General features: G+C 44.7%; 24 protein-coding genes. 10 read left to right on the top strand and 14 right to left on the bottom strand.

Annotated elements, in window-relative coordinates; genetic code table 11:
• The first annotated feature begins 29 nt into the window (after positions 1-29).
• The 4 genes from L0U88_RS08645 to L0U88_RS08630 are packed head-to-tail and all read left to right on the top strand — an operon-like array spanning position 30 to position 3,022.
• Positions 30-1,085: a sugar phosphate isomerase/epimerase family protein gene (locus tag L0U88_RS08645; RefSeq protein ID WP_234865624.1), complete on the top strand. Its 1,056-nt coding sequence runs from the start codon at positions 30-32 to the stop codon at positions 1,083-1,085.
• Between the two features lie 10 nt (positions 1,086-1,095).
• Entirely contained in the window at positions 1,096-1,491 is a 396-nt protein-coding gene (locus tag L0U88_RS08640; protein WP_234865621.1) for a c-type cytochrome, read from the top strand.
• A gap of 1 nt (position 1,492) precedes the next feature.
• A complete protein-coding gene (locus tag L0U88_RS08635) occupies positions 1,493-2,227 on the top strand; it encodes a 3-keto-disaccharide hydrolase (protein WP_234865620.1) in 735 nt (244 codons plus the stop codon).
• 54 nt (positions 2,228-2,281) lie between these two features.
• Complete coding sequence (locus L0U88_RS08630) at positions 2,282-3,022, top strand: ThuA domain-containing protein (RefSeq protein ID WP_234865617.1); 741 nt, start codon at positions 2,282-2,284, stop codon at positions 3,020-3,022.
• A 102-nt stretch (positions 3,023-3,124) separates the two neighbouring features.
• Here L0U88_RS08630 and L0U88_RS08625 read toward each other — a convergent pair whose 3' ends face one another.
• From L0U88_RS08625 to L0U88_RS08610, 4 genes are all read right to left on the bottom strand, one after another.
• Positions 3,125-4,006, bottom strand: coding sequence for a sugar phosphate isomerase/epimerase family protein (locus tag L0U88_RS08625; protein ID WP_234865614.1), 882 nt, complete (start codon positions 4,004-4,006; stop codon positions 3,125-3,127).
• Between the two features lie 119 nt (positions 4,007-4,125).
• Complete coding sequence (rpsG, locus tag L0U88_RS08620; protein WP_234865611.1) at positions 4,126-4,593, bottom strand: 30S ribosomal protein S7; 468 nt, start codon at positions 4,591-4,593, stop codon at positions 4,126-4,128.
• A 17-nt stretch (positions 4,594-4,610) separates the two neighbouring features.
• Complete coding sequence (gene rpsL / locus L0U88_RS08615; protein ID WP_150846709.1) at positions 4,611-4,997, bottom strand: 30S ribosomal protein S12; 387 nt, start codon at positions 4,995-4,997, stop codon at positions 4,611-4,613.
• Positions 4,998-5,060: 63 nt separating this feature from the next.
• The gene (locus tag L0U88_RS08610; protein ID WP_234865608.1) at positions 5,061-6,125 is read right to left on the bottom strand and encodes a branched-chain amino acid aminotransferase; all 1,065 of its coding nucleotides are present in this window, start codon (positions 6,123-6,125) and stop codon (positions 5,061-5,063) included.
• 101 nt (positions 6,126-6,226) lie between these two features.
• Between L0U88_RS08610 and L0U88_RS08605 the strand changes: the two genes are divergently transcribed.
• From L0U88_RS08605 to L0U88_RS08585, 5 genes are read left to right on the top strand one after another with little or no spacing between them, the layout of a single operon-like run.
• Positions 6,227-6,796, top strand: a complete 570-nt coding sequence (locus L0U88_RS08605; protein ID WP_234865604.1) for a hypothetical protein — start codon at positions 6,227-6,229, stop codon at positions 6,794-6,796.
• Between the two features lie 15 nt (positions 6,797-6,811).
• Positions 6,812-7,399: an RdgB/HAM1 family non-canonical purine NTP pyrophosphatase gene (gene rdgB, locus L0U88_RS08600; RefSeq protein WP_234865601.1), complete on the top strand. Its 588-nt coding sequence runs from the start codon at positions 6,812-6,814 to the stop codon at positions 7,397-7,399.
• On the top strand, positions 7,396-7,947 hold the full coding sequence (locus L0U88_RS08595) for an RNA polymerase sigma factor (RefSeq protein WP_234865600.1): 552 nt from the start codon (positions 7,396-7,398) through the stop codon (positions 7,945-7,947). The genes rdgB and L0U88_RS08595 overlap by 4 nt, the downstream gene beginning before the upstream one ends.
• The gene (locus L0U88_RS08590; protein ID WP_234865597.1) at positions 7,944-8,786 is read left to right on the top strand and encodes a hypothetical protein; all 843 of its coding nucleotides are present in this window, start codon (positions 7,944-7,946) and stop codon (positions 8,784-8,786) included. Before L0U88_RS08595 ends, L0U88_RS08590 begins: the two co-directional genes overlap by 4 nt.
• Positions 8,787-8,799: 13 nt before the next feature.
• Positions 8,800-9,234 (top strand): acyl-CoA thioesterase, encoded by a 435-nt coding sequence (locus L0U88_RS08585; protein WP_234865594.1) that lies wholly within the window; start codon positions 8,800-8,802, stop codon positions 9,232-9,234.
• Here the strand turns inward: L0U88_RS08585 and L0U88_RS08580 are convergent, their stop codons facing one another.
• Genes L0U88_RS08580 through L0U88_RS08570 form a run of 3 tightly spaced genes read right to left on the bottom strand, consistent with a single transcriptional unit; the run spans position 9,235 to position 12,216 of the window.
• Complete coding sequence (locus L0U88_RS08580; protein ID WP_234865591.1) at positions 9,235-9,972, bottom strand: shikimate dehydrogenase family protein; 738 nt, start codon at positions 9,970-9,972, stop codon at positions 9,235-9,237.
• On the bottom strand, positions 9,972-10,742 hold the full coding sequence (locus L0U88_RS08575) for a phosphosulfolactate synthase (protein ID WP_234865589.1): 771 nt from the start codon (positions 10,740-10,742) through the stop codon (positions 9,972-9,974). The genes L0U88_RS08580 and L0U88_RS08575 overlap by 1 nt, the downstream gene beginning before the upstream one ends.
• A gap of 52 nt (positions 10,743-10,794) precedes the next feature.
• Complete coding sequence (locus tag L0U88_RS08570) at positions 10,795-12,216, bottom strand: tetratricopeptide repeat protein (RefSeq protein ID WP_234865587.1); 1,422 nt, start codon at positions 12,214-12,216, stop codon at positions 10,795-10,797.
• A 145-nt stretch (positions 12,217-12,361) separates the two neighbouring features.
• Here L0U88_RS08570 and L0U88_RS08565 point away from each other — a divergent pair, with 145 nt between their 5' ends.
• Entirely contained in the window at positions 12,362-12,748 is a 387-nt protein-coding gene (locus L0U88_RS08565; RefSeq protein WP_234865584.1) for a hypothetical protein, read from the top strand.
• 109 nt (positions 12,749-12,857) lie between these two features.
• Here L0U88_RS08565 and L0U88_RS08560 read toward each other — a convergent pair whose 3' ends face one another.
• From L0U88_RS08560 to purL, 7 genes are all read right to left on the bottom strand, one after another.
• Positions 12,858-13,514 carry a DUF4412 domain-containing protein gene (locus L0U88_RS08560; protein WP_234865581.1) on the bottom strand — a complete coding sequence of 219 codons (657 nt, stop codon included), beginning with the start codon at positions 13,512-13,514 and terminating at the stop codon, positions 12,858-12,860.
• A gap of 46 nt (positions 13,515-13,560) precedes the next feature.
• The gene (gene yidC, locus L0U88_RS08555) at positions 13,561-15,408 is read right to left on the bottom strand and encodes a membrane protein insertase YidC (protein WP_234865580.1); all 1,848 of its coding nucleotides are present in this window, start codon (positions 15,406-15,408) and stop codon (positions 13,561-13,563) included.
• A gap of 81 nt (positions 15,409-15,489) precedes the next feature.
• Complete coding sequence (pyrG, locus tag L0U88_RS08550) at positions 15,490-17,127, bottom strand: CTP synthase (RefSeq protein ID WP_234865577.1); 1,638 nt, start codon at positions 17,125-17,127, stop codon at positions 15,490-15,492.
• 538 nt (positions 17,128-17,665) lie between these two features.
• Positions 17,666-18,469: a pyrroline-5-carboxylate reductase gene (gene proC, locus L0U88_RS08545; RefSeq protein ID WP_234865574.1), complete on the bottom strand. Its 804-nt coding sequence runs from the start codon at positions 18,467-18,469 to the stop codon at positions 17,666-17,668.
• 17 nt (positions 18,470-18,486) lie between these two features.
• The gene (gene rfaD / locus L0U88_RS08540) at positions 18,487-19,467 is read right to left on the bottom strand and encodes an ADP-glyceromanno-heptose 6-epimerase (protein WP_234865572.1); all 981 of its coding nucleotides are present in this window, start codon (positions 19,465-19,467) and stop codon (positions 18,487-18,489) included.
• A gap of 29 nt (positions 19,468-19,496) precedes the next feature.
• Positions 19,497-20,507: a sensor histidine kinase gene (locus L0U88_RS08535; protein ID WP_234865569.1), complete on the bottom strand. Its 1,011-nt coding sequence runs from the start codon at positions 20,505-20,507 to the stop codon at positions 19,497-19,499.
• A gap of 14 nt (positions 20,508-20,521) precedes the next feature.
• The gene (gene purL, locus L0U88_RS08530) at positions 20,522-22,753 is read right to left on the bottom strand and encodes a phosphoribosylformylglycinamidine synthase subunit PurL (protein ID WP_234865566.1); all 2,232 of its coding nucleotides are present in this window, start codon (positions 22,751-22,753) and stop codon (positions 20,522-20,524) included.
• Positions 22,754-22,770: the final 17 nt, after the last annotated feature.

Here is a 22,770-nt window from a genome sequence, read left to right as displayed (position 1 = left end):
TTATTCACCATATTCACTAATCAAACATCATGACAACATTAAAAGGTCCTGGTATTTTCTTAGCCCAGTTTCTGGGCGATCAGCCTCCCTTCAATAACCTGAAGGCCATCTGCCTTTGGGCGGAATCACTGGGATTTAAAGGTGTACAGATTCCAACCTGGGATCCGCGGTGCATAGATCTGCAAAAAGCAGCTGAAAGCAACACTTATGCAGATGAAGTACGGGGTACAGTAGAAGAATGTGGGTTATCCATTACTGAACTCTCCACGCACCTGCAAGGGCAACTGGTGGCAGTTCACCCCGCTTACAATGAACTCTTTGACGGATTCGCTCCTGAATCGGTTAGAGGTAATGCCACTGCAAGAACCGAATGGGCCGTACAACAGTTGAAATATGCTGCTCAGGCATCCCGTAACCTGGGATTAAATGCGCATGCCACATTTAGCGGCTCGCTGTTATGGCACACAGTTTATCCCTGGCCTCAAAGACCAGCCGGCCTGGTAGAAACAGGATTCCGTGAACTGGGCAAGCGCTGGAAACCCATCCTGGATGTATTTGAAGAAAACGGTGTAGATCTCTGTTATGAAATTCACCCTGGAGAAGATTTGCATGATGGCATTTCGTATGAAATGTTCCTGAAGGAAGTTAACAACCACGCCAGAGCCTGTCTCTTATACGATCCATCCCATTTTGTGTTACAGTGCCTGGATTACCTGGACTATATAGATATCTATCACGAACGGATCCGCATGTTCCATGTAAAAGATGCTGAGTTCAATCCAACCGGCAGACAGGGGGTATACGGCGGCTATCAAAGCTGGATTAACCGTGCCGGACGTTTCCGTTCGCTGGGCGATGGCCAGGTTGATTTCGGAAGTGTATTCAGCAAACTGGCGGCCTATGATTACAAAGGATGGGCTGTAATGGAATGGGAGTGCTGCCTTAAACATCCTGAAGATGGTGCTAAAGAAGGTGCTATCTTTATACAGGATCATATTATCCGCGTTACTGAAAAAGCATTTGATGATTTTGCAGGAACAGGATCAGATGAAAATTTCAACAAAAAGATTTTAGGTATTCAATAAACAAAAAAACATGAAAAAGTATTTGATTCTGGCAGGCATCAGCGCCATTGCCTTCGCTTGTGGAAACCAGGCAACTGAAGAGAAAAAAACAGAAGAAGCCGCTGCCACTGAACAAACTGCTCCTGCTGCAGGTCCTTCCGCAGAAGAAGAAAAGGGCATTGAACTGATCGCCGGAAGTGATTGCCTTACCTGTCATAAAGTAAATGAAAAAGCAATTGGTCCGTCATATCAGGATGTAGCCAATAAATACACTGCGGATGATGCTACAATCGCCGACCTGGCAGGTAAAATTATCAAAGGCGGTAGCGGTGTATGGGGAGAAGTACCCATGACTCCACACCCTCAGATTTCTGAGGATGATGCTAAGACCATGGTAAAATATATCCTTTCATTGAAAACCAACTAATATGATTAAAAATCTAATGGTTGGACTTGCTCTGATTGGTATGGCCGGCTGTTCCAGCTCAAAAGAATTAATTACTGATAACACATTATCCAAAAAGGAGAAGAAGGAAGGATGGGTATTGTTGTTTGATGGAACCACTACCAATGGCTGGCATACCTATGGAAAAAATGAAGTAGGTGCAGCCTGGAAAGTGGCAAACGGAACACTTTATTTAGATGCCACCAACAAAGCCGGATGGCAGACATCAGGCGGCGGTGATATCGTAACCAATGAGGCATTTGAAAATTATCATTTCAAAGTGGAATGGAAAATCGCGCCTAATGGTAACAGTGGTATCATTTTCAATGTGAAAGATGACCGTTCCAAATACAAACATGTTTGGTATACCGGTATGGAAATGCAGGTTCTGGATAATAACGGTCACCCAGATGCGAAAATCCGCAAACACAGAGCAGGAGATTTGTACGATCTGATCGAATCATCACAGGAAACCGTTAAACCGGTGGGTGAATGGAACCTTGCTGAAATCATTCAGAATAACGGACAACTCGAACTGAAACTGAATGGTACTACCGTAGTGAAAACAACACTGTGGGATGATGCCTGGAAAAATCTGGTTGCCAACAGCAAATTCAAGGATCTTTCTGATTTCGGAGTGTTCCGTTCCGGTCATATTTCCTTACAGGATCATGGTGATAATGTCTGGTACAAAAACATCAAGATTCGTAAACTCTGATATCAAAACTGCTCCTGAGGGGGCAGTTTTTTTTCCTGCAACAATCATTTCAACATGAAAACAATTCTTCTTTGGGCAATGAGCCCTTTACTGCTGCTGACAGCATTCTTCGCGCTGCCTGATCAATCCGGCTCTCCTGCGAAAACAGAAAATACCATCCTGGTTTTTTCTGCAACCCGTGGTTTTCGGCATGCTTCTATTCCGGATGGAATCAAAGCGATCGGAACAATTGCTGCAAAGAACAACTGGAAGATGGTGACTACCGAAGACAGTTCTGTTTTCAATACTAATAACCTGAAACAATTCAGTGCTATCATTTTATTGAATAATACGGGTAATGTATTTGGTCCCAATGAGGAAGCAGCACTGCAACAGTATGTTAGGTCAGGTGGGGGAATTATAGGAATTCACGCTGCAGCTGATTGCGAATATGACTGGCCCTGGTATAACCAGTTGATCGGCGGATATTTCGAATCACACCCGGCTATACAGTCGGCAACGCTTATCGTAAAGGAAAAGCATCCGGCAACTGCACATCTTGGATCCAGCTGGATTCACAAAGATGAATGGTATAACTACAAATCTGTATCCCCTGCAATTAAGGTATTACTTGAACTTGATGAAAAGTCCTACGAAGGGGGTAAAATGGGGACAAGCCATCCCATTGCCTGGTACCAGGAATTTGATGGAGGCCGTCTGTTTTATACCGGCCTTGGTCACACCAGTGAAGCCTACCAGGATGAGAAATTCCTCATGCATGTAGCGGAGGGAATTCGTTGGGCAATGAGGAAGTAGTGAGACGTCAGACGTGAGATGTCAAATGTGAGATGTCAAACGTGAGATGTGAGACGTGAGAATCTGTTTTATTCGTCTCACATCTCACGTCTCACGTTTCACTTAGATCAGGCTTCCCTTGATATAGCCTATACTCCGCTTTACACTTTCCAAATGATCAGGAACATAATTGTTTTCCTGCTCTACGAAGAAATGCTTCATTCCGGAAGTTTTGGCGGCTTTAAAGATTCGTTTCCAATCAATAGTACCGTTTCCGATCTCTGTATTCTGAGCCCGGTTTGCCTTGTCCATATCTTTCACGTGCCACATAGGAACCCTTCCCTTCAGGTTGCTGAATATCTGAACCGGATCCAGGCCGGCAAATACGACCCAATACAAATCGAGTTCCCATTTTACCAGGTCTGCATCGGTTGAGCTGGTCATCACATCGAAACCGGTTTGACCTCCATGATTTGCAAATTCAAAATCATGGTTATGATAGGCCAACTGGATACCTGCTTTTTTACAGGCTTCTCCGGCCACATTCAATTTGGCTGATATCTTTTTATAATCATCCAAACTGGAACGCTTATCGGGTGGCAACCAGGGAATAGTCAGAAAATTGCTTTTCATGGTAAGGGCCGCCTGGATATGTTCATCCAGCTCTGCTTTACCGGCATCCTCGTCTGAAAACAGGAATTTTACAGGCATGTAATGCCCACTGGGTACCGAGAGTCCCAGGCCGTTCATATACGATGAAAATTCAGCTACGGGAATGCCAAAAAACTTACCTCCTCCGAATCCATATAACTCCACTTCCTTATAACCGGCAGCAGCCACCTGCTGCAAAACAGCACGGGGATCCTTCGCTACAAGTTCTCTCAATGTATAAAGTTGGATACCGACAGAACGGTTCTTTTTTTCCGCCATTAAAAAATCGGGCACAAGCATCACCGCAGGCGTGAGCAGGGAGGCTTGTTTTAAAAAAGTTCTCCTGGTAGACATAACCTGAAATTTTGGGTATTATTTGGGCAATGAATGTACGAAATAAGTGTTTCAGATACACCACAAAAAAACCGGTCCGCTTGTGAGCGGACCGGCCTATGAAAAGGTAAGTTAGAATGTTAAACCCGGAAATGTGAGAATGCCTTGTTGGCTTCAGCCATACGGTGAGTGTCTTCTTTTTTCTTGAAAGCACCACCTTCCCCTTTGCTGGCTGCAATGATCTCATTGGCCAGTTTATCAGCCATACTGCGACCGTTGCGCTCGCGGCTGTAACGGATCAGCCATTTTATGCTGAGGGAAATCTTTCTGTCGGGACGAACCTCAGAAGGAATCTGGAAGGTTGCACCACCGATACGACGGCTGCGTACTTCAACAGCAGGAGTTACGTTAGCAATCGCTCTTTTCCAGATTTCATAACCATCTTCATTGGTGATTTTGCTCACCTTATCAACGGCATCATAGAAAATTTCGAAGGCTACACTCTTTTTCCCTTGCCACATGATATTGTTGACAAAACGGGTAACCAGTTTATCGTTATACCTGGCATCAGGGGCCAGAGGAAGTTTTTTGGCTTGTGCTTTACGCATCGGAGAACTATTTTAAATTATTTTTTACCAGTTTGTTTGTCTCTCTTGGTTCCGTACTTGGAACGGCTCTGCTTTCTGTCTTTCACACCGGCAGTATCAAGGCTACCACGAACAATGTGATAACGTACACCCGGCAAGTCCTTCACACGACCTCCACGAATCAATACGATGGAGTGCTCCTGCAGGTTATGACCTTCACCCGGAATATAAGCGATAACTTCCACCTTATTGGTCAAACGAACTTTAGCTACCTTGCGGAGAGCGGAGTTCGGTTTTTTAGGTGTAGTGGTGTACACACGGGTACAAACACCTCTGCGTTGAGGACAGGCATCCAGTGCTCTGGACTTACTCTTTGCCTTGATGATTTCTCTACCTTTTCTTACTAATTGCTGAATTGTAGGCATTCTAACCTTATTTATTTGGGACGGCAAAGGTAGAATCCCTTACCGAAAAAACAAAATTAAATTCTAAACTTTCCACATCCACTGGTGCAAATCCTCGGCCTTTCCTTCCCGGATAGCATTCAGGCGTTCTTTTACGGCTTTTGCAATGGGGCTGTTATCTACATTAAATGTCATCTGAAACTCTTTGTACTTCAACTCTTTAACCATTGCTATTACAGCAGCAGTGCCGGTTCCGAAAACCTCCTGCAATTGCCCCTTGCCATAGGCAGCCAGGAGTTCATCAATATTGATCCTGCGCTCTTCAACAGGCAGTCCCATTTCTTTCAATACCACCATTACACTATCGCGGGTAACTCCATGTAAAATGGTTCCTTCCTCCAGGGAAGGTGTTACTGCTACCCCATTAATTATAAAGAACACATTCATCATTCCCACTTCCTGCAGCCATTTGTGTTCAAACGCATCGGTCCAGAGCACCTGGTCGTAGCCCTGTTTCTGAGCTTCGGTTACGGCCAGCATACTGCCCCCGTAATTCCCGGCATTCTTGGCAAAACCTACCCCGCCCGGCGCAGCACGGGTATAGTGCTCCTCTACCAGGATCTTCATAGGTGCTGCGAAATAGGGTCCGGTGGGACTCAAAATGATCAAAAATTTATAGGTGGCAGAAGGACGAACCCCCAGCATGGAATCAGTAGCGAACATGAAAGGACGGATATACAACGAATGGTCCTTAATGGCAGGGATCCAGTTCTTGTCGAGCGCAATCAGCTTACGCATACCTTCCATGAAGATTTCCTCCGGCACTTCCGGCATATTCATCCGGGCAGCAGATGTATTGAATCGTCTGAAATTGTCGAAAGGTCGAAAAATAAAAGCATTGCCCTCTGCATCACGGTAGGCTTTGATACCTTCAAAAATGGCCTGGCCATAATGAAGGGCTGCAAGGGAGGGTTCCAGGCTAAGTGCCTGGTATGGCCTGATCTGTACAGACTTCCACTCACCATCCGCATATTCCGCTTCCAGCATATGATCTGTAAAATATCGGCCAAACGGGAGGTTTTCCAAAGGTGTATCACTCAGTCTGCTCCGGTCAACTTTCGTAACCGGTATATCGAATGCTGCAATCATATTTGGTACATTTGCTGCAAAGAAACAATGATTTTGCTGGGTAGCCAAACCATCCGGCCAAAATCACTAACAATTGTTAGTAAAAAATACCGCAAGTTTTCATGTCGTTAAACTCGATTCGACTAACCCAGCACCAGGTAGCCGATTTGTATCCGGAAAGTCTGGTACTGACAACTGATATCGCTTCCACAAAAGGCAGGGCTGAAGATTTACCCGTCGTCATGGAGGAAAAATCCGGAGGATGGGAAAAAGCGCCCATACAGCCCGAAGTGCCCATACAGTATCTTGGTAAGAACAACCGGAACCTGGCAATCCTGGTATTTTATCCCGATACCGTTCATATAGCCGAGGCCTCACTGGAATTCCTCAGCTCTGTATTAAAAGCCTGCCAGCTAACCCTCGCCGATGTAGCCATTGTAAATATGGCAAGGCAAAACCCCGGAATGGAGCAGTTGCAAAAGGAACTGGCTCCCCGGCAAATGCTCTGCTTTGGGCTGCCTCATCCGGTTGTGGGCTTACCTGCAGGTTTGCCGGTATTGACTCCTCAGCCTATTCTGAATTTAAAATTGATGATAGCCCCCTCCCTGGAAGAACTGAACCAGCAAACTGAGGCAGTGAAACCGCTGAAAAGACTGCTGTGGGAAGGATTGAAAACCATGCTGGGCATATAGCCTAAAAGAAACAATATGGAACTGATATTTGCTACCAATAACCTCCATAAAATTGCTGAAATCCAACCCTTATTACCTGCCACCATCCGTCTGAAAACACTTAAGCAGGCGGGAATTGAACAGGAGATACCAGAACCTCATGATAGCCTGGAAGCTAATGCCAGTGAGAAATCGAGGGTGATACACTCAATCACGGGCGCCAACTGTTTCAGTGAAGACACCGGATTGGAAGTAGTGGCACTAAATGGGGCTCCAGGCGTCAAAACAGCCCGGTATGCCGGTTCAACGGCAGGTGCAAAAGAGAATATAAACAAGTTGTTGGATGTACTCCGGAATGAAAATGATCGCCGGGCCCGGTTCAGAACCGTCATTTCCTTAATTTTAAACGGGAAGGAATTCCAGTTCGAAGGTATTTGTGAGGGCCGCATCAGCAAACAGCCAAGTGGTAACCAGGGCTTCGGATATGATCCGGTATTCATTCCCAATGGATCGGACAGATGTTTCGCCGACATGACGCTGGAAGAGAAACAACAATACAGTCACAGGCGAAAAGCCACCGACAAACTGGTGGATTTTTTATTAGTGGAGGCAACCAAACTATGAACGATAGCGACTTAATCAAAGGAAGTATTGAAGGTGATCCGAAAATGCAGGAGGCCCTTTACCAGAAGTATGCACCTAAAATGTATGCGGTTTGTCTCCGGTATGCAGGCAATAATGATGATGCGCAGGATCTCTTGCAGGAAGGATTTATAAAGGTTTTCCGGAACCTGGAAAAATACAGGCACGAAGGATCGTTTGAAGGTTGGATGCGGCGCATTTTTGTCAATACTTCCATTGAGCAATACCGTAGGAAAGTTCATCTGAACAGTATTTCAGAACAGGAGGAACGAGGCATAGAAGATGCTTCGGTTTCCGTATTGGATCAACTCGCTGAAAGGGATATTGTACAACTGGTGCAGGAACTTTCCCCAGGATACCGGGCAGTCTTTAATCTTTATGTGATTGAAGGATACTCCCACAAGGAAATTGCGGAACTCTTATCCATAAGTGAAGGAACAAGTAAATCGCAACTGGCAAGGGCAAAATCAATTTTGCAAAAAAAAGTTGCTGAATTTTTAGGGGTACAACGTAAACAAGCCAACAGATGAGGGATCCACTCAGCCATAAATTAAATCAATGGGAAGCCAGTCCGCCACCAGGCGCCTGGGAAAATATTTCCCGTGAAATGAGCGAATGGAATGCCGAAAAAAAATTGGCCCAAAAACTCAACAATTGGGATTCCCCCCCTCCTGCAACCAGTTGGTCAGCTATTGCAGAACAAATCTCTCAAACATCCACTCAACCTACGTTCCGAAGAGGTGATGTTCCTGTACGCACGCTCTCTCCTTACCTGATTCGCTATGGTGCTGCTGCTGCAGTAATAGGAATTATTGCCTGGGTTCTCTGGTCATCTCCATTCAAAGATGCCAGTGAGATGGCAACTTCCACCATCCCGCTTACCACCGAACAGGCAGTAGCCACCCTTTCCGGTACAGTTCCACCCACTCAGTCACCGGAACCGGCTGCGGAGGAGTTTGCTGCAGTAAGCAACCGCGACAAACAATCAAATTTTTCGGGTGGTGCTAAAAACCATGATCCAAGAGAACCGGCATATGCCCTGGTAAGGAGAAACCGTATCGCAATTGAGACGATTGGCAGTAACTGGCAAAAAGAATTGGTCAGCCAGTTTTTGAATTCGGCCATCAAGCAATTGCCCGTACAGCATACAGATAGCCGGTACATTCGGATCGCTTCCAATAATGGCAATTCGGTTCGCTTGTCTGCCAAATATGCTCCTATTTATCACCAACTCACCTATTCCGAAAACGGGAATAGCCGATACTCCATAAATGCGATTGAACAGCAATTACTCAAATCACCCTATATCCCGGATCCGGGAAACCTCTTTGATATTCTGCAATTGAAAGAACTATTGGAGGAACAATAAATCTTCAGTTTACATGGGCCGAATTAAACTAACCATGCCATCCGGATTTTCATTCGAAACCCGGATTCCAGTTCGCATAACCGACCTGAATTACGGAGGTCATGTTGGGAACGATACCATTCTAAGTATCATTCATGAAGCCCGGATGCAATTTTTGCTGCAAGCAGGTTATACTGAACTGAATTTTGCCGGAGCCGGACTTATCATGAGTGATGTTGCGATAGAATTCAAACAGGAACTGTTTTATGGAGATGAAGTCATTGCCAGAGTTATGGCCACTGAAATAGGTCGGGTTGGATTTGATCTTTATTACCAATTACTGAAAACGGTTTCAGGAGAAACCAAAGTAATTGCGAATGCCCGAACCGGCATGGTCTGTTATGATTACACCAACAAGAAAGTGACGGGCATCCCTACAGAGGCCAAAGAAAAAATTGCAGCCATATAGTTAATCTGCATTCCAGATTTTCCATCCCTCTTCTGCCTGGATCAAAAGCATATCATGACCGTTTTCTGTTATGGCTCCTCTTTCCTTTCCTTTTTTTAAGAAAAGCGTTTCAGCTGGATTATATACGAGGTCATATAAATAATGATCGGATCCAAGCTGAGCGTAATCTACGGGGGGGCAACTAACTACATTTGGATGCATACCGAGGGGCGTGGTATTGATCCATAAACGCGAGTTGTGCTGCAATTCTGAATTGAGTTCGGCATAACTGAGAATGCCAGCAGCAGGATCAGCAGATCTGCTGATTACGGTAAAGGGTATGCGAAGTTTATCCAGTACAAACTGTACCGCCTTGGAAGCACCTCCGGTACCCAGTACCAGGGCGCGATCATGCCTGGGCTGGAGTGATTTCAGAAGTGACTTTTCAAAACCCAGCACATCGGTATTAAATCCTTCCAGGCGTCCACTCCGGATACGGATGCAGTTACAGGCACCAGTTTTCCGGACCACCTCCGAAACACTGTGCAGATAGGGAAGCACCGCTTCTTTATAGGGAATAGTAACATTAATCCCTTCGAGCAGAGGGTGTTGCCGAAGTAATTCGGGGAACTCCTCAATCGAAGGGATCGGGTAATTTTCGTACTGCGCAGGAATTCCTTCCTGTTCAAACTTTTGGTTAAAGTAGGCTTTGGAAAATGAATGACTTAAGGGATAGCCAATTAAACCAAAGTAGCGCATCAGGCCATTTCTTTATTCAGGAAGAGGTGGAAGGTATCGCCTCTCAGTCCCAAACGCATCGCTTCCAGTGAAATCATTTCTGAAGGTGCGATATTACCGAGGTTAACATTACAACCAATCAGCTCTATGAAATACAACTGCTGTGCTTTTTGAGGAGCTTCCCAGATGATTTTTTCCTCTGGAATCTGGGTCAGGATTTCCTGTACCAGGCCTTCCCGTACTTCACCGCTTCCACGATAGATACCGACATTACCGGCTTCTCTTGCTTCCGCGATCACATAAGTGGATCCTGCCTCCAACTCGGCCCTCATCAATTCAATCCATTTGTAGGGAGGAATAATATGTGCAGCATCCTTACTTCCCACTTCACTCAGAACGGTTCCATGTTTGGTAAGTTTTTCAATGTAACCACATTTTTCTGCGTGCGGTATGGTGATCGAGCCGTCGCTAACTTCCATGTAGTCTACTTCAAAATCCTTGCAAACAGCAATAAAGTCTTCAAACTGATTGCGGATCAGGAAGGCTTCAAACAGCGTTCCGCCAAAATAAACAGGGATACCAAAGGATTTATAAACGGCTATCTTTTCCCGCAAATTGGGGGTAACAAAAGATGTTCCGAATCCAAACTTGACGATGTCTACATGCGGGTGAGCTACACTCAGAAAATTTTTAGCCTCTTCAATACTCAGACCCTTATCCATTACCATGGTAATTCCGGACTTACGGGGTTTGGCAACCCGTTCAGGAATTTGCGATAGGTTAAAATTCATTTACACTTTTTTTTGGATAGAAACCGCGCAAAAATAGGAAACAGCAGCCACATTACGCTTTTCCGGTTTTTCGGTGGCGCGCAATCAGGTCAACTACGAGTTGATTCTGGAGAATTGTTGGGTTAAGTGCAACAAATTCTTTCAGTTGTCGGGGAGCTTTCTGCAATCCTCTTTCGAGATAGAGCAACCCTTCTTTAGATTTACCGAGGGCGAATAATATAGCACTTTTATAATATATAAAAACCGGTTTTCCTTCTGTATGCTGTAAGGCCGCTAACACCTGCTCCATCGCTTCCTCGTAAAACTTATTCAGGTAGAGACAACGAACCAGTGCTTCCCAGCCCTGTACACTTTTGGGCCGGGCTCTTACCACATTGGAAAAATAAAAAATGGCATCTTTTGCTTCTCCCAACTGTACTTTACATTCCCCCATGGCCAGGTTGAACTCGGGTACAGATTTATGAATTTGCATGGCAGTTTCCAGCTGCTTAACTGCCTGTGCCCATTGTTCTTCGTTTATATAAGTGCAGGCAATCTTATAGTACAACTTGCTGTCATCCGGATTCAGATGCACGGCTTTGCGGTAATAAATCCTGGCCTGTCCATAATTTTTGAGTTTGTCGTAACAATGCCCGATGGCTTCAAAAATCACATCTTCCGGCCTCGACAGTTCCAGTACTTTTTCCAATACTTCGATGGCGTCTTTGAATTTGCGCAGCCGGATATAGGCATCGCCCATATTCCGGTAGGCATAATCAAATTTTTCATCAATGGCGATGGCATACTTGTAAGCATCTATTGCTTTTTCATAGAGTTTCAGGCCCTGGTAGGCGGCAGCCAGATTAAACCAGGCGAGCTCATTGTAAGGATAATCTTCCAGAATCTGCTGGTGCAACTTGATGCTTTCCTCATTGCGCCCGGTAAAATCGGTCCAGAAGCAAATTTTATACAACGCTTCCTCATTGGTAGGCTCCTGTTCGAGAATAAGTTTGAGGCAATCAAAAATCTTTTCAAACTCTTCATAATCATCATACACATCCGCGAGTTCAAACAACAATTCGATTTTTTCCTCTCCTTCAAATTCTCCAAGGGCAGTTTCCAGGAGATGAATCGCTTTTTCCTGTTCATCCAATGCCAGGTAGGCATCTGTGCGAAGAATGTATAGTTCAATATTACGACTGTCGAGTAATTCTGCCAGGTCCAGCACTTCCAGGGCTTCACGGTATTTCCGGGTGGCAATTAAGATGTCGGCTTTTCTGAAAAGAAGTGCTGCTGAGTAGGGAAATTGTTCAACCCCCAGATCACAGGCCTCCTGTGCCTGCACCAAATCTTCCTTATCATCAAAATAATTAATGATTTTCTCAAAGGACTCCTCATCGAGAAAGCTGCTGGAACGGCCGGATTTCCTGTCGTTGTACAACCTCAATAATTCCTCCATGTCCTCTTTATCCTGTCGAAAGGGGTATTCTTTCATGAATCTTGGTTACTACAATTTAACTTAAACAAAAAAAAGTTCCAAGTTTATGTAACAAAAATTATCAACATGCGTTACATATATATTAAAATTTGTGATCAACGGTTAGGAATTTTCCAAATCTTTTATCTATTTTTGTACAAATATGTTGTTAAACCTCCATACCAGAATTTCTAAATACAGCCTCAAACTGTTGGTAGCTGCTGTTTTCCTGAGCGTTACCGGTTTAGCGGTTGCTAGTATGGGAGGTGAGAAAAAAGCGAAAAAAGCTTCCAAAGCAACCGAAGATTTCGTTCCAATCAGGACAACTGCAGGATTTACTCTTAAAGCTGGTCCCAGTTACAAAGGAAGCTTAGGTTTCAACAGTTCTAAAGTAACCAATGGAACTTTATCCATCAACACACTGGTTACTTATCAGAAAGGTAATACCACCTACATTATGCCTTACAATAGCAGGATTTCAGTAGGCAAAACTACTCCCTGCAACAGCAGTACTCAGATGCTTAATCTGAAAGTACGCATCAATAAGTAATTCTTCTCTTACAGTTTTCTCCTTCTTTTCTTGCAAATAAGGCTATTCGCCTTTAATAAAGATGACATTTTCACATTTCACGTCTCACGTCTGACATTTCACCTCTCACTTAATTCCTTCTCCCCTTCTTACTCTCCTCATAGCTCATTTCTCTATATCCTTCTTTAGGAATATCAAATTTAGAAACTGGTACAGGATTCAGTGACACCTGTGAAACAACGTATTTGATGGTCAGTTTACCCTGTTGCAATTCATATTCCAGCGGAAGGCCACGGAGATTGGTAAACTGGGAGTTGTAATGATTGTTTTCCGGAACCAGGTCCTCCGTATAATAAACAGTGAAGGTAGATCCATCTTTAAGGGATGCTACTGCTTTTTTACAGGTATATCCAGCCAATTGCTTTGTTTCTCCAGTAGTTGTGAATTCAATACCCTCGTACCTGCGGTTCTTGTCTTTCCAATCGGCCGCAGTCATGCGGATCAGTACTTTTTGTCCTCCAACTTCCTGTAAAACCACAGCAGAACCAGTCCGGGCATCATGAATGGTAGTAAAGCTGGCCAGCGCACTCTGCATCTCGGAACGACTAAGGCCGCCCTTCAGGTAAACAGTAGTAGTGGCACCATCGAAGGCATCCGCCAGCTTGGGTTCAGCAGCACCGGTTGTGATTACCGCATCATATACGATGGTAAGATCGGATACTCTTTTCTGGGCTAAAGTTCCTGTTACCAATAGAAGGCCCAACAGGGTAAAAAAGGTTGTTTTCATGTTGATCATGCTGATAAGCAGACGGAAAATAACCATTTTTAGTTGGCTATTTGCCTTTTTTCTGCATTTCCTGCACCTTCTTTTGCGTTTCCTGCATTTGCTCCAGGCGCTCCTGCCATTTTGACTTCGACTTTGGTTTTGCCCTGTTAGCAGCCAACTGAGCAACAATCTTATCGTGATCGATAATATAATTCTGAATTACCCATTGGAGTGCAAGTGTAATCAGGTTGGAGACCGTATAATACCAGGTAAGCGCTGATGGCAGTCTGTTAAAGAAAAACAGTAGCAGTACCGGGAAGATATACGGCATGTATTTTAACATCGGATTGTTCTGATCCGGTGTCATATTCATATTGTAAATGGAAATCAGAAAACTGGTAATGACTGCCGTCAGGGTAAACAGACTCACATGATCTCCGTACCATGGAATATGAAAAGGCAATTTGGCAATCACGTCATACATAGACAGATCAGTTGCCCATAAAAAGGATTCCCCTCTTAATGCAAGGAAAGAGTTAAAGAAGCTATACAAGGCGAAGAAGATAGGAATCTGCAACAGAGCTGGAATACAACCACCTAAGGGGTTCACACCAGCTTCACGGAAAAGTTTCATCTGCTCCATTCCAAAGGTCTGTTGATCATCACCATACTTCGCCTTCAGTGCATCAATCTCAGGACGGAGGGCTTTCATTTTGGCACCACTCAGGTAACTGGAGTAAACCAGCGGTGAAGTGATCAATCGTATGAAAATCGTCAACAATGCAATCACCAATCCGTAAGAGCTGAAAAACTTTTTTATAAAGTCAAACACAGGCATTACGATATACTGGTTAATCGGGCGTACAAATGCATAAGGCCCCTGGCCCAGGTTCACGATCTTATCCATGTCCTCAATACCAAGGGAACGAAGCAGTTTGTAATCATTTGGACCGAAATAAAACTGCATTGGCAAGGTTGCCTGTGTTCCGGCCGGCAGCTTTTTTTCAAAGTTGGCTTTAACGGCCACAATCATGCGGGTGCTGTCATCCGCAGGCGTTGACCAATCAAATTTCGCTTTGTCGAATTTTTCTTTGTTAATTAGGGTTGCATTGAAAAAACGCTGTTTGATACTAGCCCACTGCACGGTTTTGTCAAAGCTTTCCGTGTCATTGGAGAATAGATTGAAATAATCATATTCCCCATTTTCCACCAAAATCAACTGCGACTGCTCCCTTTCATAACGGGCATCCATTTCCTGTTGCATAGCCGCTACATTCCATTGCAGTTGCAGGTTCTGTTGAGGGATCATGGAAGTTGTTCCCTGAAGCCGGAGGTTAAAGTCGATCAGATAAGAATCGGGATGAATGATATATTCCTGCTGAATGGATTCACCGGAATTACCAGTTGCTTCATACACAATAATGTGATTTCCGCTGGCATCCTGCTGGGCTGATTTCAACTGAAAAAACAGGTCTGAAGAAGCCGTACTCTGATTGGGGGCAGTCAATACCGGGAAACTGAACTGGTCGCTGCCGTCTTCAATTACTGAAACCAGGCTACTGTCTGACCTGCTGTACTTTTTCAGTTCAACCTGCACCGGCTGGCCGCCTTTATTATTGAATGTTACTTTTAAGAGGTTTGTTTCAACAGTATGAAGGGAACTGGTTCCTACCAGGTGTCTGGCCCATCCGGTGGCATTTGAATCCAACGCTGCTGTAACCACAGCGGCACTGTTCTTAATCCTTGCCTGGGCAGCCTGTTGCTTAACCAGTTCAATTTTTGCCAGAGAATCTGCCTGCCGAAGCCGCTGTGCTTCTAATTCCCTGCTATTCTTGGAAGAAATAAACAGATAAACAAAAAGAAGTACGCCTAACAGCACAAAACCAATTATCGTATTACGATCCATGCTTTGCATCCGAACTATTTTTAAGACCTGCGAAGATAGGGAAAACGTGAGATGTGAGACGTGAAACGTAAGATGCCACGCCCAATGACACTATTCCATACTCTGTAAAACTTTCACCCCATCCTTTCTTTCTGCAAACTCCTTGGCGGCTTTTACGAAATGAACGAATATAGGTTGCGGATTTTCTACCGTGCTTTTCAGTTCCGGGTGGTATTGAACACCAATAAAGAAGGGATGAGTTGGAATCTCTACGATTTCCACTAAACCTGTTTCCGGATTTTTACCGCTTGCGACTAAGCCTGCTGCTTCAAAATCAGCCAGGTATTGGTTATTGAATTCCCAGCGATGCCGATGGCGCTCAGAAATCTCTGTGGCGCCATAGATACGATGCGCCAGGGTGCCCTCTTCAATCTTACACGGGTAAGCTCCCAATCGCATGGTACCTCCTTTGGCAGTTACTGTTTTTTGTGCATCCATCAGATCAATGACCGGACGTTGGGTGTTCGGATCCATTTCAGTTGAATGTGCTTCCGACCAGCCCAGTACATTACGGGCATATTCAATTACACTCATCTGCATGCCCAGGCAAATACCAAAGAAGGGCAGCTGATTTTCACGTGCATATTTTACAGCAATGATTTTACCTTCTATTCCACGATGTCCAAAACCGGGAGCCACCAGCAAGCCATCAAGGTGGCTTAATTTCTCCACTACATTTTCTTCAGTGATGAATTCACTGTGTACATTGACAATATTAACCTTACACTCATTCATTGCTCCGGCGTGCACAAAAGCTTCCAAAATGGATTTATAGGCATCCTGCAATTCAATGTATTTTCCAATCAATCCGATTGTTACTTTGCTCTTAGGATATTTTAGTTTATCCAGGAACTCTTTCCATTTACTTAACTCAGGCTCTGAATACTGGGTTATGTTCATTTTCCTCAGGCAGATCAGGTCCAGCTTTTCACGCATCATGGCCAAAGGCACTTCATAAATAGTAGGCGCATCAGCCGCCTCAATCACTGCTTCTTTTTTTACATTACAAAAGAGCGCAATTTTCCTCCGGATTTCTGGCCCGAGTGGTTCCTCCGTTCTACATACAATCACGTCGGGATGAACGCCTTCCTGGCTCAGCATACGAACACTGTGCTGGGTAGGTTTAGTTTTTAATTCTTTTGCTGCTTTCAGGTAGGGAATCAGGGTGAGGTGCACTACCACACAATCTTCTTCGGGCAATTCCCACTGTAACTGACGCACTGCTTCAATAAAAGGCAGACTCTCGATATCGCCCACGGTTCCACCAATTTCGGTAATTACAATATCATATCCTCCCTGCCCAAGGAGCAGCATACGCCTTTTAATTTCATCTGTAATATGTGGTACAACCTGAACGGTTTTACCCAGGTAGGCGCCTTCTCTCTCCTTATTAATGACTGTCTGATAAATCCGGCCAGTAGTCACATTATTTGCCTGGCTGGTAAAAATGCTCAGAAAACGTTCGTAATGGCCAAGATCCAGATCAGTTTCAGCACCGTCTTCCGTTACATAACATTCACCATGCTCGTAAGGATTCAATGTACCCGGATCCACGTTTATGTAAGGATCAAATTTCTGGATCGTCACTTTCAGCCCCCTGGCCTGTAACAACTTACCCAGGGATGCCGCAATAATTCCTTTACCCAGGGAAGAAGTTACCCCACCTGTAACAAAAATGTACTTGGCCATATCAATTAAGTTTCAATTTTTTATTCCAGTGGCCTGCGTCCAAAAAAAATAATTGCCCATGGCCTGTTGGCCAGTTGCAACTTAAATTACCAGTTAAATTTTGTTATAGTGAACGCGGCTGATGTGACCTTGCGGAAAATTGCAATATGTTCATCCGGGAGGTCATGCAAAGATAGGGTAAAAAGACAATAGGCACCCGGAAACCCGGATGCCTATTTTTTCCTTTTGGTGATTATTGCTTATTACTTAATATTAACTTGAGAAATTTCCAAAGGCTGAATAGGTGTTGTTTTAATGAAAGCGGAGTGGTTTCTCTTCATGAAAATCTCCTTGATCTTTTCCGCCTGATCTTTATTAGCGTGGATCACAACGATCGCCAATATTTCAACCAACAATATCCAGACACTTAAATTTCGCTTCATACTATTAGATTCTAGGTTATTCACAGGTTAGGAACGGCGAAGGTATAAAAAAATCCTAATATCTAGGTGCATTCTCTTACCCTCGCATAATCTAAAACGAATAACTGTATCAAATATTATTTATCCGCCTGGATTTTCACATAACTCGCTGATATCCCTTTTATAAGGGAGGAACTAAACCCCTGGTGCTCCATTTCATTGAGGCCAGCAATTGTACATCCTTTCGGAGTGGTTACCTTATCGATTTCATATTCGGGATGCGTGCCTTTCTGAAGCAGCAATTCGGCAGCACCTTTTACTGTTTGTGCAGCAATCAGGCTGGCGGTTTTGGCATCAAAACCTATCTCAATACCACCCTGGATATTCGCCCGGATGTAGCGCATGGCATAGGCCGTACCACAAGCACCCAATACCGTGGCAGCATCCATCAGTTTTTCATCTATAATCACTACCCTGCCAACCTGGCTAAACAATTCCAGTACCCAATTCACCTGGTCCTCCTTTGCTTTGGAATGGCTCAGGCAGGTCATACTTTCCCGAATAGCAACCGCGGTATTAGGCATGGCGCGAAAAATGGCCGGAATCTTATCCTCCAGTAATTCAGACCGCATTTCCTGGGTACTTACACCCGTTACTACTGAAATTAATAGTTTGTCAGCCATAAGGCTGGGGGCAATTTCCCGGATCACTTCCCTGATCTGAAAAGGTTTAACTGCCAGTAGAATTACATCTGCCGCAGCGGCAGCAGCAGCATTATCACTGGTAATCGTCATGCCCTGTTGCTGGTAAGGCTGGAGCAGGGTGGTATTGCGACGGGTAATCGTGATTTGACCGGGAGATAAAAATCCACCTGCGGTCAATCCCTCTGCAATGGAAAGGCCGAGGTTTCCTCCGCCAATGATGGCTATGGTTTTGCTCATATATTCACTTGCTTGCTTTAATAATAATGGCCGCCGGCCAGGTAATTGCGTACATATTCCCCTACTCCGTCTTCAAGAGAATAAAAGCTTTCTGTATACCCTGCGGCTGTTAACTTACTCATATTGGCCTCGGTAAAATACTGATACTTATCCCGGATATCTTCCGGCATGTCTATGAATTGTATCTGCGGTTCTTTACCAAGCCCGGCAAATGTTGCTTTTACCAGGTCTTCAAAACTCCGGGCCTTGCCAGTGCCGAGGTTGTACAAACCCGATGCTGGTTGGTGTTCCATCAGCCAATAACAAACTTTGATTACATCCTTCACATAAATGAAATCCCGCAGTTGCTGGCCATCTTTAAAGTCGGGCCGATGCGACCTGAACAGCTTTACAAATCCCTGGTCGCGAATCTGGTTAAACGAATGCCAGATAACAGATGCCATTCTGCCCTTGTGGTATTCATTTGGCCCATACACATTGAAGAATTTCAATCCAGCCCAGAATGGTGGATGCATTGACTCATGCAGTACCCATTTATCAAATTCATTCTTGGAAACACCGTACGGATTCAGGGGTTGCAGCTGAAAGGGCAATTCGTGTGAATCATCATATCCCAGTTCTCCGCTGCCATAGGTAGCAGCTGAAGATGCATACACAAGCGGTATGCTGTGAATCACACAGTAATTCCAGATCTTCTGGGAATATTCCACATTCAATCGCTGGTGAATACTATAATCAAATTCGGTTGTATCTGTTCTTGCACCTAGGTGAAAGATGAAAGCAATATTGGGACGATGGTTTTGTAACCATTCAAAAAAAACATCCCGTTCGATTTTCTCCAGGTATTTTTTATCCGCCAGGTTGGGCTCCTTGGCAGTTTTTGAAAAATCATCCACCAGCACCAGGTTGGAATATCCTTTCAGATTCAAATACCCAACCATGCAACTTCCGATGAAGCCGGCTGCCCCGGTTACTACAATAACTTCTTTATTGTCCATTGGATAAAGGTACTAAGTGAATGCTGAATTCAGACAGTTGCAAGTACCCGAATACTTACCATTCCTGGCTCATCCTCGTCAAAGCTGGCACTTGCATTGATAAAACTGGCGCGATCCCGGATCCTGTCCAGTGTATTGGCAAACAGCTGACGGTTAATAATAATTTTATAATTCAGGTGAATGGATAAACAATAACCTTCAGCAATTTGATCCAGTTCAATGGCAACTTTTCGGATTTCGACATTCAGCATAAAAGAAGTGAGTGCTTCCTGGCTGATGCGTAGGAAATCAACCTCCATTCCGCCTACGGGATCTTCTTTCAGATTGGCTGAAAAGGTGCAGGGTACACCACTCAACAGGGAGAATTCCCGGCATTGCCATTCCAGTGTGGCACTTAAGCCAACATGCGCCAGCATGTTAGAACCAATACTAAAAGTAATCCTTCGTATGGTCGCAATTAATAATTCTGTAATTCCTGCTGCATGTTCCAGGCGGCTGCGACTTCCCTGGGTGAGATTATTTTCCCTGCGATTCACCCACTCTATGTCCATTTTAATTACAGATGCAAGCTGAGCCATTTCTTCATGTAACTCCGACGCAAGAAATTTTCGATCCTCTTCCATGCTGGAACGAAAATGAGTAGCCAGGCTCTTGAATTTTTCATATTCCGCCTCGATTTCCTTCTCTACTATTTTTCTTTTGGAAATATCCTTGGCAATGGCAAAAACCAATTCCTTTTCTGAATTGTAAATGGAAGACCACTCAAGCCATACCACTCCTCCGTTTTTTGTGAGGTACCTGTTTTCGAAATTGAGCAGGGCTTTTCCTTCAATCAGATCAGTCCGCATTTTTGCGGTAGCATCCCGATCCTCCGGATGAATAAAACTGGCAATAGGTTTTGAGAGCAACTCTTCTTCGCTGTAACCTAAAACCTCTCCAACAGCTTTATTAACCTTTTTAAAATATCCATCTTTCCCGGCTATGCAAACCAGGTCTGGAGTTATATTAAAAAACTGAAACAGGTCGCTGGAAACAGCCATTGGGATGCTGAAAATTAAAGTGCCATCAGGGCATGTTCAGAATCATGTCCGGCCAGAAATTTCTCTATAGCCGTATCATACTGATTTTTCCATTCGCCAACAGATCCCCAGTTCTCTCCATCAACCCGGATATCACCATTGGTAACGGTACCCAATAACCGAAATGGAGCAGTTCCGATTGCTGCTTCAAAAGCGGCTTTTTGGTCGGGCTTAACAGAAACCACCACACGGCTCTGTCCTTCGCCAAACAGATCCGCATCTTTACGTATAGAACTGTCAGTATTGATATCAAACCCAAGGCTATTTACAAAACCACTTTCCAACAGGGTGATAAATAATCCGCCTTCACTGATATCGTGGGCTGATCTGATTTGTTTTGCGCGGATCAATTGTAATACGGTACTCTGCAACTGAAATTCTTCTTCCAGATCAAAATGAGGTGCAGCAGAATATTCAACCCCGCAGATTTTTTGCAGGTATTCAGAACTGTTGATATCATTGGTTGCTTTACCAACCAGGTAAACCAGGTCTCCGGTTTCGCGGAAACCAAGTGTCATGCGATCCTGGTAAGAATCCAGCAAGCCTACCATACCAATGGTTGGTGTAGGATAAACAGGGCCGTCGGGGTTCTGGTTGTAGAAGCTAACGTTACCACCGGTAACAGGAGTATTGAAACGACGACAGGCATCTCCCATTCCCTTAATTGCGTGAACGAATTGATAATATACCTGCGGATCATAGGGGTTGCCAAAGTTCAGGCAGTTGGTAACACCAAGGGGCTCACCACCAGAGCAAACAATATTGCGGGCAGCTTCGGCAACAGCAATCATGGCTCCCTTGTAAGGATCGGCAAAAACATACCGGCTGTTACAATCTGTGGTAACAGCCAATGCCTTATTGGAAGGTTTGGCCAATACCACGGCGGCATCACTTGGAGCATTGGTTGATGTATTTCCGGTTCCAACCATGCTGTCGTACTGAACGTAAATCCAGCGCTTGGAAGCTATATTCGGAAGGTTCACCAGTTGCTGTGCCACTTTTTTATAATTAGCTGGCTGAGCAATGGAAGCCGGGTCAAATTGGTTGATTTTTTCAAAATAGGAAGGTGTTTCGTAGCTACGGTCGTACTGTGGAGCCCCACCACCCAGTACCAATTCTTCAGCCGGGATGGAAGCTTCCAGTTCACCGTGCATATAGAAATTCAGGATTCCGTCATCCGTAACTTCTCCTATAACAGAACAAGGCAGGTCCCATTTTTCGAAGATGGCTTCAACAACCGCTTCCTTACCTTTTTCCACCACCATCAGCATACGTTCCTGGCTTTCGCTTAATAACAATTCCCAGGTTTTCATATTGGCCTGACGGGTAGGAACCTTATCCAGGTCAATTCGCATACCCACTTTACCCTTTGCGCTCATTTCAGCAGTGGAGCAAATAATACCTGCAGCACCCATGTCCTGCATGCCCATTACAGCCCCAGTCTGAATAACTTCAAGGCAGGCTTCGAGCAATTTCTTTTCCTGGAAGGGATCACCCACCTGAACTGCGGGCAGTTCTTCCGCACTTTCGGCAGTAATGTCAGCGGAGGCAAAAGATGCTCCACCTATTCCATCCTTTCCGGTGGCTGAACCTACAAACATGACAGGGTTGCCAATTCCGGCTGCGGTTGCACTAACCGTTTCTCCTGCTTTTACCACGCCCACGCTCATCGCATTGACGAGGGGGTTGGTATGATAACATTGTTCAAAATAGATTTCTCCTCCAACTGTCGGAACACCGAAACAGTTTCCATAGTGACCAATTCCATGCACAACTCCACCCAGCAGGTGTTGGGTTTTGGCTTCCTGGAGTTTCCCGAAACGCAGGGAATTCAGGGCAGCGATGGGACGTGCACCCATAGTAAAGATATCGCGGTGAATTCCACCTACCCCGGTTGCCGCCCCCTGGAAGGGTTCAATAGCCGAAGGGTGGTTGTGACTTTCGATCTTGAATACTACGCCGTAACCGTCGCCCATATCCATCAATCCGGCATTTTCCTCTCCGGCTGCCACCAGCATTTTTCCACCTTCGCGGGGCAGGGTTTTGAGCCATTTGATAGAGTTTTTATAGGAACAGTGCTCGCTCCACATACCGGAAAAAGCACACAATTCATTGAAATTAGGCGTGCGGCCCAGCTTTTTTTTAATCAATTCGAACTCTTCTGCGGTAAGTCGCAGTTGCTGGGCGGTTGTTACAGTTACTTCCATGTTTTTTGGCGGATAGT

Origin of the sequence: Flavihumibacter fluminis (genome assembly GCF_021491375.1) — a bacterium.
GTDB lineage: Bacteria > Bacteroidota > Bacteroidia > Chitinophagales > Chitinophagaceae > Flavihumibacter > Flavihumibacter fluminis.
Note: the sequence above shows the minus strand (reverse complement) of the source record. Positions and strands in the feature narration are given on the sequence as shown.

What these genes read in the sequence shown, in the direction of transcription:
- rpsG (WP_234865611.1), bottom strand. Translation starts at nt 4,593, where the DNA reads ATGCGTAAAGCACAAGCCAAAAAACTTCCTCTGGCCCCTGATGCCAGG.
- proC (WP_234865574.1), bottom strand. Translation starts at nt 18,469, where the DNA reads ATGAGCAAAACCATAGCCATCATTGGCGGAGGAAACCTCGGCCTTTCC.
- L0U88_RS08610 (WP_234865608.1), bottom strand. Translation starts at nt 6,125, where the DNA reads ATGATTGCAGCATTCGATATACCGGTTACGAAAGTTGACCGGAGCAGA.
- yidC (WP_234865580.1), bottom strand. Translation starts at nt 15,408, where the DNA reads ATGCAAAGCATGGATCGTAATACGATAATTGGTTTTGTGCTGTTAGGC.
- L0U88_RS08565 (WP_234865584.1), top strand. Translation starts at nt 12,362, where the DNA reads ATGTTGTTAAACCTCCATACCAGAATTTCTAAATACAGCCTCAAACTG.
- L0U88_RS08570 (WP_234865587.1), bottom strand. Translation starts at nt 12,216, where the DNA reads ATGAAAGAATACCCCTTTCGACAGGATAAAGAGGACATGGAGGAATTA.
- purL (WP_234865566.1), bottom strand. Translation starts at nt 22,753, where the DNA reads ATGGAAGTAACTGTAACAACCGCCCAGCAACTGCGACTTACCGCAGAA.
- L0U88_RS08560 (WP_234865581.1), bottom strand. Translation starts at nt 13,514, where the DNA reads ATGAAAACAACCTTTTTTACCCTGTTGGGCCTTCTATTGGTAACAGGA.
- L0U88_RS08630 (WP_234865617.1), top strand. Translation starts at nt 2,282, where the DNA reads ATGAAAACAATTCTTCTTTGGGCAATGAGCCCTTTACTGCTGCTGACA.
- pyrG (WP_234865577.1), bottom strand. Translation starts at nt 17,127, where the DNA reads ATGGCCAAGTACATTTTTGTTACAGGTGGGGTAACTTCTTCCCTGGGT.
- rdgB (WP_234865601.1), top strand. Translation starts at nt 6,812, where the DNA reads ATGGAACTGATATTTGCTACCAATAACCTCCATAAAATTGCTGAAATC.
- L0U88_RS08585 (WP_234865594.1), top strand. Translation starts at nt 8,800, where the DNA reads ATGGGCCGAATTAAACTAACCATGCCATCCGGATTTTCATTCGAAACC.
- L0U88_RS08625 (WP_234865614.1), bottom strand. Translation starts at nt 4,006, where the DNA reads ATGTCTACCAGGAGAACTTTTTTAAAACAAGCCTCCCTGCTCACGCCT.
- L0U88_RS08575 (WP_234865589.1), bottom strand. Translation starts at nt 10,742, where the DNA reads ATGAATTTTAACCTATCGCAAATTCCTGAACGGGTTGCCAAACCCCGT.
- rpsL (WP_150846709.1), bottom strand. Translation starts at nt 4,997, where the DNA reads ATGCCTACAATTCAGCAATTAGTAAGAAAAGGTAGAGAAATCATCAAG.
- L0U88_RS08535 (WP_234865569.1), bottom strand. Translation starts at nt 20,507, where the DNA reads ATGGCTGTTTCCAGCGACCTGTTTCAGTTTTTTAATATAACTCCAGAC.
- L0U88_RS08640 (WP_234865621.1), top strand. Translation starts at nt 1,096, where the DNA reads ATGAAAAAGTATTTGATTCTGGCAGGCATCAGCGCCATTGCCTTCGCT.
- L0U88_RS08635 (WP_234865620.1), top strand. Translation starts at nt 1,493, where the DNA reads ATGATTAAAAATCTAATGGTTGGACTTGCTCTGATTGGTATGGCCGGC.
- L0U88_RS08605 (WP_234865604.1), top strand. Translation starts at nt 6,227, where the DNA reads ATGTCGTTAAACTCGATTCGACTAACCCAGCACCAGGTAGCCGATTTG.
- L0U88_RS08645 (WP_234865624.1), top strand. Translation starts at nt 30, where the DNA reads ATGACAACATTAAAAGGTCCTGGTATTTTCTTAGCCCAGTTTCTGGGC.
- L0U88_RS08590 (WP_234865597.1), top strand. Translation starts at nt 7,944, where the DNA reads ATGAGGGATCCACTCAGCCATAAATTAAATCAATGGGAAGCCAGTCCG.
- L0U88_RS08580 (WP_234865591.1), bottom strand. Translation starts at nt 9,972, where the DNA reads ATGCGCTACTTTGGTTTAATTGGCTATCCCTTAAGTCATTCATTTTCC.
- rfaD (WP_234865572.1), bottom strand. Translation starts at nt 19,467, where the DNA reads ATGGACAATAAAGAAGTTATTGTAGTAACCGGGGCAGCCGGCTTCATC.
- L0U88_RS08595 (WP_234865600.1), top strand. Translation starts at nt 7,396, where the DNA reads ATGAACGATAGCGACTTAATCAAAGGAAGTATTGAAGGTGATCCGAAA.